The organism is Mesorhizobium sp. M0276 (assembly GCF_040321755.1).
In the GTDB taxonomy this organism is placed as follows: domain Bacteria; phylum Pseudomonadota; class Alphaproteobacteria; order Rhizobiales; family Rhizobiaceae; genus Mesorhizobium.
This window is the reverse complement of record NZ_JAMYSC010000049.1, coordinates 36,788-42,936: the sequence shown is the minus strand read 5'-3', so window position 1 is coordinate 42,936 and position 6,149 is coordinate 36,788. Positions and strand designations below refer to the sequence as shown.

Annotated in this window: 4 protein-coding genes; all 4 read left to right on the top strand. The window is 60.5% G+C overall.

The features are described 5' to 3' along the window. The first annotated feature begins 457 nt into the window (after nucleotides 1-457). On the top strand, nucleotides 458-3,196 hold the full coding sequence (locus NKJ01_RS28645; RefSeq protein ID WP_352733209.1) for an ATP-binding protein: 2,739 nt from the start codon (nucleotides 458-460) through the stop codon (nucleotides 3,194-3,196). A gap of 77 nt (nucleotides 3,197-3,273) precedes the next feature. Beyond that, a complete protein-coding gene (locus NKJ01_RS28640; RefSeq protein ID WP_352733206.1) occupies nucleotides 3,274-4,254 on the top strand; it encodes an alpha/beta fold hydrolase in 981 nt (326 codons plus the stop codon). Nucleotides 4,255-4,394: 140 nt separating this feature from the next. Further along, nucleotides 4,395-5,225: an alpha/beta fold hydrolase gene (locus tag NKJ01_RS28635; protein WP_352733203.1), complete on the top strand. Its 831-nt coding sequence runs from the start codon at nucleotides 4,395-4,397 to the stop codon at nucleotides 5,223-5,225. A 26-nt stretch (nucleotides 5,226-5,251) separates the two neighbouring features. Further along, a complete protein-coding gene (locus NKJ01_RS28630; protein ID WP_352733200.1) occupies nucleotides 5,252-6,127 on the top strand; it encodes an alpha/beta hydrolase in 876 nt (291 codons plus the stop codon). Nucleotides 6,128-6,149: the final 22 nt, after the last annotated feature.

Genomic DNA, 6,149 nt, shown 5'->3' with positions numbered 1-6,149 from the left:
GACTTCGCAATATCCAGACCGATTGTCGTAACGTTGCTCATCATAGCGCTCCTCCAGCTCTAATCCCGCGATGATACCGCAGGAGGGAGGAGAGCCGTCCACCGCATCAGAAGCGGACTTGCGGCTTGGAATGTGAGAAGCGGACGTTCACGCGCCCCCATGCATCGACGCGATCTGACCCTGAGCCGCTCTTCATCAGCCCATTTCGCTGCTCGATAACCGACCTTAACCGCAACCAGCGTTCCTGACCCCAACCGGACATTCCAAGCGCTATCTAGCGTCCCGAAAGCTGACGTCCGGCGGGACCGGATTTCCGCCTCGAACCGGTCACCTCCACTTTGAGCGATCGCTCTAAATCGCGGGGACATCGCGGGGAATTCAAAGACAGGCTGGCCGGTTTCCTCGCGTTATGCATTATGGAATTCTAAGTTATCCGGACATCAATCTGAGTTTTGAGTTGAAGACAAGCGCCGCACTCTCCTTCGGGTTGTTTACGCTGGTGCCCGCCGAGCGCTTGCTCCTGCTGGGCGATCAAAAGTTGAGGATTGGCAGCCGTGCGCTGGAAATCCTCATCGTCCTGGCGTCGCGCGCCGGCGAAGTGATCTCTAAGGATGAACTCGTCTCGCTGGTGTGGCGCAACACGTTCGTCGAAGAAAACAACTTGCGCGTCCACATCGCATCGCTCCGCAAGATCCTTGGCGAAAACAGCAACGCTCCGCAATACATCTCCAACATCCCCGGCCGCGGCTACAGTTTTGTGGCCGCAGTCTCTCACAAGACGTCCCCTGTCAGTCTAAACGGGCGACCGGCCGTTGGCGGCAAGCTCCCGGTGCCGCGTCTTGCCAACCGAATTTTCGGCAGGGAGGCGACGCTGGATCTGCTGGAGCGACAGCTGCCGGAACAAAGGCTGCTTACTCTCGTAGGACCGGGTGGTATAGGAAAGACGACCGTGGCAATCGCGCTTGCGGACCGTCTTAGAGACTACTATCCAGGCGGGATCGCATTTGTGGATCTCGCTGGGATCACGAACGGAGCGCTGCTCACCGCGTTCATCGCGACCAAGGCAGGCTGTGTGCTGACATCGTCCGATCCTCTTGCCGAACTCGCCAGACAGCTCAGTCATCGCTCGGTTCTGCTTGTCCTCGACTGTTGCGAACATATGATCGACGAGGTTGCGGTGGTCGCGGAGGCCCTGATCGCCGAGACGCAGCAGTTGACAATCCTTGCGACCAGCAGAGAGCCGCTTCGTATTCAAGCCGAATGGGTTCTTCGCCTGCCACCGCTGGATTGTCCAGGTACCAACGAAGCGCTCGACGGCCCGGCAGCGCTGCGTTTTCCGGCAGTCCAGCTTTTCGTCGAACGAGTTTCTGCCAGTGTCGGCGGCTATGTCCTGAGCGATCGCGAAGCGCCGGTCGTGGGCGAGATCTGCCGACGGCTCGACGGCATCGTGCTTGCCATCGAACTGGCCGCCGGACGTGTGGACACGTTCGGCATCGCAGGCGTCGCAGAATCGTTGCGGAACAATTTTGACATCCTAACGCGCGGGCGGCGCACGGCGCTTCCACGCCACCAGACGCTGCGCGCGACGTTGGATTGGAGCTATTCCCTGCTCTCGTCGACACAACAGTTCGTCCTTGCCCAGCTTTCGTTGTTCAACCAGGAATTCACGTTCGAAGCGGCCCGCGCCGTGGTATCGGGCGAAGGGGCGATCGATGTGGAAGGCAGTATCGTCGAGCTCGTCTCGAAATCGCTGGTGGTCGCCGATCGTAGCGCACATCCCGTGCGTTACCGCCTGCTCGACATGACGCGCGCCTATGCGGCGGAGAAGCTTTCGATCTCCGGCTTGGGGGACGAAGCGTCACACCGGCATGCGAGCCACTACCGCACGCTTTTCGACGATGCAGCGCGACAGTGGCAGGTCGCGCAGGAGGCAGTATCCCTAGAATTCTATAGCCGCGACCTCGGCAATCTGCGCGCCGCCCTCGACTGGTGCTTTTCGCCAGCAGGCGAGAGCGCGATGGGCGTTGCGATGACCGTCGCGGCGATCCCGTTCTGGTATCAGCTTTCGCTCGTCGACGAATGCCTATCGCGTGTGCAGCAAGCGCTGGACTGGCTGGAAAGACAGCCGGAACCAGACGCACGAAGCCTGATGCGGCTGCACGCGGCATTGGGCTTTCCGCACATGCGCGCGATTTCAGGCCGACCCAGCGGTGCTGAGGCGTGGACGCGCGCACTCGAAATCGCCCGCAAAGTTGACGACGTGGACTTCCAATTGCGTGCTCTGTGGGCCCTCTGGGTGGATCGAACCAACAGCGGCGAATCCCGTGCCGGGCTTGAGATGGCCGAAGCCTTTCGCGTACTGTCGGAGCGTTCGAGCGACGCGGCCGACCGGCTGATCGGCGAGCGTATGAAGGCCAGGTCGCTGCACCTGCTTGGCGATCAAGCCGGCGCGGAGGACCGTGTGCAACGCATGTTGGCCGCCTATGAAGCGCCGGCGAACGGAGCGCACCTCGCGCGCTTTCAATATGAGCAGCGCATTACCGCACGCATTACGCTGGCGCGTGTGCTCTGGCTTCGCGGCAAGACCGAGGAAGCCCTGCGCGAGATCGACGACATGGTCGAAACAGCGCTTGCCGCAGGCCACAATCTCACGATTTGCCACGCGCTGTCCGACGCGGCTTGTCCGGTGTCGCTGATGGCGGGTGATCTGCCACGCGCTGAACGCTACACCGAAATGCTGCATCGACGTACGAGGGATCATGCACTCGATGTCTGGCATTCCTATGCGGAATGCTTCGAGGGTGACATCCTGATCCGGACTGGCGAGGCGGCGACAGGCGTTACCCTCGTCCGCGAAGCCCTCGACCGGTTGGGCAGCGCCGGATTCTACCTCTACCATACGGTCTTCCAGTCCACTTTGGCCTCGGGATTGACGCTCCTTGGTCAGGAGCCGGAAGCAATGGCTTTGCTGGATGGTGCGCTGTCCCGATGTGAGCACAGCGGCGAAGCTTGGTATTGCCCGGAACTGCTGCGCCAGAAAGGCGAACTGCTGGCCAGGCGGCCTTCGGATCGACGAGCAGCTCGAGCGCTCTTCGAGCGCGCCATGACCATGGCACACGGTCAATGCGCGTCAGCCTGGGAACAGCGTTCAGCCGACAGCCTGGCCGCGCTAAGCAGGTACGCTAGCACCGTTTAGCAACGATTAACTGGCTCACACTCCTCCCCTGCGCGACTGTCTCGTCATCGAACGAAACAACGTAGAGGGAACGAGTGATGAAATCACCGCGCTTCACATCCTTTCGTCGAGCCGCAGTGGTAGCGTTTGCAAGCACAGCAATGCTCTCCATTCTGAACATTTCGGTGCCGGCTGCTCCGGCAACACCTGTGGAGAAAAATCAGGCTGCGGCATGTGGCGCTGCCTGCGTGGAGACACAATCACTCAATGTCGGAGACGTTGCCTACGCCTACCGCTCGCTCGGTGCGCCCTCCGGAACACCCTTGATTCTCCTCAACCGCTTTCGCGGAACAATGGACGAATGGGACCCGGCGTTCCTCGATTACGTTGCCGCGCACCGACACGTCATCATATTCGACAATGTCGGCGTGGCTCGCTCCGCCGGAGAAGCGCCTCCCAGTATGAGCGGCTGGGCGAAAAACGCAGGGGCCTTCATTGATGGCCTGGGCTTCCAACAAGTCGATTTACTGGGATTTTCCTTCGGCGGCCTCGTCGCCCAGGAACTGACGCTTCAACACCCCGATCTGGTACGCAAGCTGATTATCGTCGGCAGCGGCGCTGGCTATGTCGAAGGCGCAAATCTCAGCGCCAAGGCGATCGAGGTCGCGACAAAGCCAACCAACTCGGATGAGGATTTTCTCTACCTGTTCTTCAAGGACACGCCGACCAGCCAGGCCGCAGGACGTGCTCATCTTGCCCGACTGCGGGAACGCAAGGACGCGTTTGCCAAGCTTGTGAGCGAAAAGACCTGGAAGGCCATGCTGTCCGCCGGAAGCGACGTCAGCACCCCCGAAACATCGCTGCTCAATCGAGTTGGTTCGATCCAGCAGCCAGTCCTGGTGGCGAACGGCAATGAAGACGTCATGATCCCGACTTTTCAATCCTACGCCCTGGCGCAGGCAATCCCGAATGCCCAACTGATCATCTATCCGGACTCCGGCCATGCCTTCCTGTTTCAGTACCCGCGTGAGTTCGGCGACGAGGTCATCCGCTTCCTGGGCGATGAGGCGCGGCCATGACTGTCTCGTCCACCCCTCTCACCCGCCGTCGGGTGCTTGCGGCCGGCATTGCCGCCGGTGCGGGTGCTCTACTCCCGGAATACGTCTCACAAGTGCTCTCAGCGGAATTCACCGATCAACCCAGCAGAGGAAGTCAAACCATGAGCTTCATCACGACGAAGGACGGAACCGAGATTTTCTATAAAGACTGGGGCTCCAAGGACGCCCAGCCGATTGTCTTCCACCACGGCTGGCCACTCAGCGCCGACGACTGGGACAATCAGATGCTGTTTTTCCTGCATAACGACTTCCGTGTCATCGCCCATGACCGCCGCGGCCATGGGCGTTCGACCCAGACCGCTCACGGCAACGAGATGGACACCTATGCCGCAGACGTCGCGGAACTGGCTGAGGCGCTCGACCTGAGGAATGCCGTTCATATCGGCCATTCGACCGGTGGCGGTGAGGTGGCGCACTATGTCGCCCGTGCCAAGCCGGGCCGTGTCGCCAAGGCCGTGCTAATCGGCGCAGTGCCGCCGATCATGGTGAAGTCAGAAAAAAACCCCGGCGGCCTGCCGATCGAGGTGTTCGACGCCTTTCGGGCCGCGCTCGTGGCCAATCGCGCGCAATTCTACTACGACGTGCCGACCGGCCCCTTCTACGGCTTCAATCGTCCGGCCGCGAAGGTCTCGCAGGGCATCATCGACAATTGGTGGCGGCAGGGCATGATGGGCGGCGCCAAGGCCCATTACGACTGCATCAAGGCGTTTTCCGAGACCGACTTCACCGAGGATTTGACGAAGATCGACCTGCCGGTGCTGGTGATGCATGGCGACGACGATCAGATCGTGCCCTATGCCGACTCGGCACCGCTGTCGGTAAAACTCCTGAAGAACGGCACGCTGAAGACCTATGCCGGCCTGCCGCACGGCCTCTGCACGACCCATCCTGAGATTGTGAATCCCGAACTGCTCGCCTTCATCAAAGGCTAGCCGGCAGCGAAAAGCGGAGACTTGCCATGATTTCGACCAACGCAACTCCGGTGACGGAGGAGTACTTAGAACGCGGCCACGGCATGCGGATTTTCGTCCGCTCGTGGCGTCCTTTGTCCCAACCGAGCGGGGTCGTGGTGATCTGCCACGGCGTGAACTCGCACAGCGGGCAATACTTCTGGGCGGCCGAGCAGATGGTCGCAGCCGGCTACGCCGTTTACGCTCTCGACCTTCGCGGACGAGGAATGTCGGACGGAGATCGCTTCTTCATCGAGAATGTTGCCGAATATGTCGATGACCTCTCGATGCTGGTGCAACTTGCCAAGGGTCGCGAGCCTGGGCTGCCGATTTTCTTACTTGGGCACAGCGCGGGTGGGGTGGTGTCTGCAACCTACACGCTCGAACATCAGGCCGAACTGGCCGGTTTCATTTGCGAGAGCTTCGCATTCCAGGTCTATGCACCTGACTTTGCTCTCGCAGTACTCAAGGGTCTCAGTCACGTTGCGCCGCATCTGCACGTACTTCGGCTGAAGAATGAGGACTTTTCGCGAGATCCGGCGATTGTCGCGTCGATGAACAACGATCCGCTGATCGACAACGAAGTCCAACCAACGAGCACCGTGGCCGCATTGGTTCGTGCCGATGAGCGGCTCAAGCGCGATTTTCCCTTGATCACGCTGCCGGTTTTCATTCTGCACGGCACGGCGGACAAGGCGACGAAACCGGCCGGCAGCCAATTGTTCTTTGACACCGCCGGCTCATCCGACAAGACGCTCAAGCTCTATCCAGGCCATTTTCACGATCTCCTGAACGACTTTGCCCGTGAAGAGGTGATGGCGGAGGTGCTGGAATGGATCGGCGCACGTTTGCCGGTCGAGAATATCTCAGCCGCGGCGGGTTGAACGTTTGAAAGGCCCGAGGTGG